1 protein-coding gene is annotated in these 394 nt (G+C 70.1%); it reads left to right on the top strand.

Annotated features, from left to right (window positions below; translation table 11 throughout):
* Positions 1–234: 234 nt before the first annotated feature.
* Positions 235–394 (top strand): helix-turn-helix domain-containing protein (locus tag KDL01_RS47375; RefSeq protein WP_212534371.1); only part of this gene is annotated, 160 nt, incomplete at its 3' end.

Raw genomic sequence — 394 nt, 5'->3', positions numbered from 1 at the left:
GGCCTGCTGGGCACAGCGCCCGGCGGGCCGTCGTCGTCCGGGACCGAGGTGGTGCTGTGGCAGGCGCCCACGCACCTGGCCGTGGGCGCGGAGCCGCTGGACGTGGACGCGGCCCGCGCCCTGGTCCGGGAGACGGGCCTGCTGACGTCGCCGGGGGTTGAGGCGTGACAGCACGGGTAATACCGATTAAGGTAAATCATCGACACCCGTGCAGTGACCGAGGAGGAAGGAATCATGACCATGACCGCGCAGCGTCCCCAGCGAGGACGCCCGAGGCCGCAGGAGACCATCGAGCGGGACGCCGCCGTTCTGCGTCTGCTCAAGGACCACCCCGACGGGCTCGCCCGCAACGCCATCGCCGAAGAGATGGGCCTGAACAAGAGCAAGGCGTACC

Source organism: Actinospica durhamensis (genome assembly GCF_018139695.1).
GTDB classification, from domain to species: Bacteria; Actinomycetota; Actinomycetes; order Streptomycetales; family Catenulisporaceae; genus Actinospica; species Actinospica durhamensis.
The sequence above is the reverse complement of the archived record's forward strand: the minus strand, read 5'-3'. Positions and strand labels throughout refer to the sequence as shown.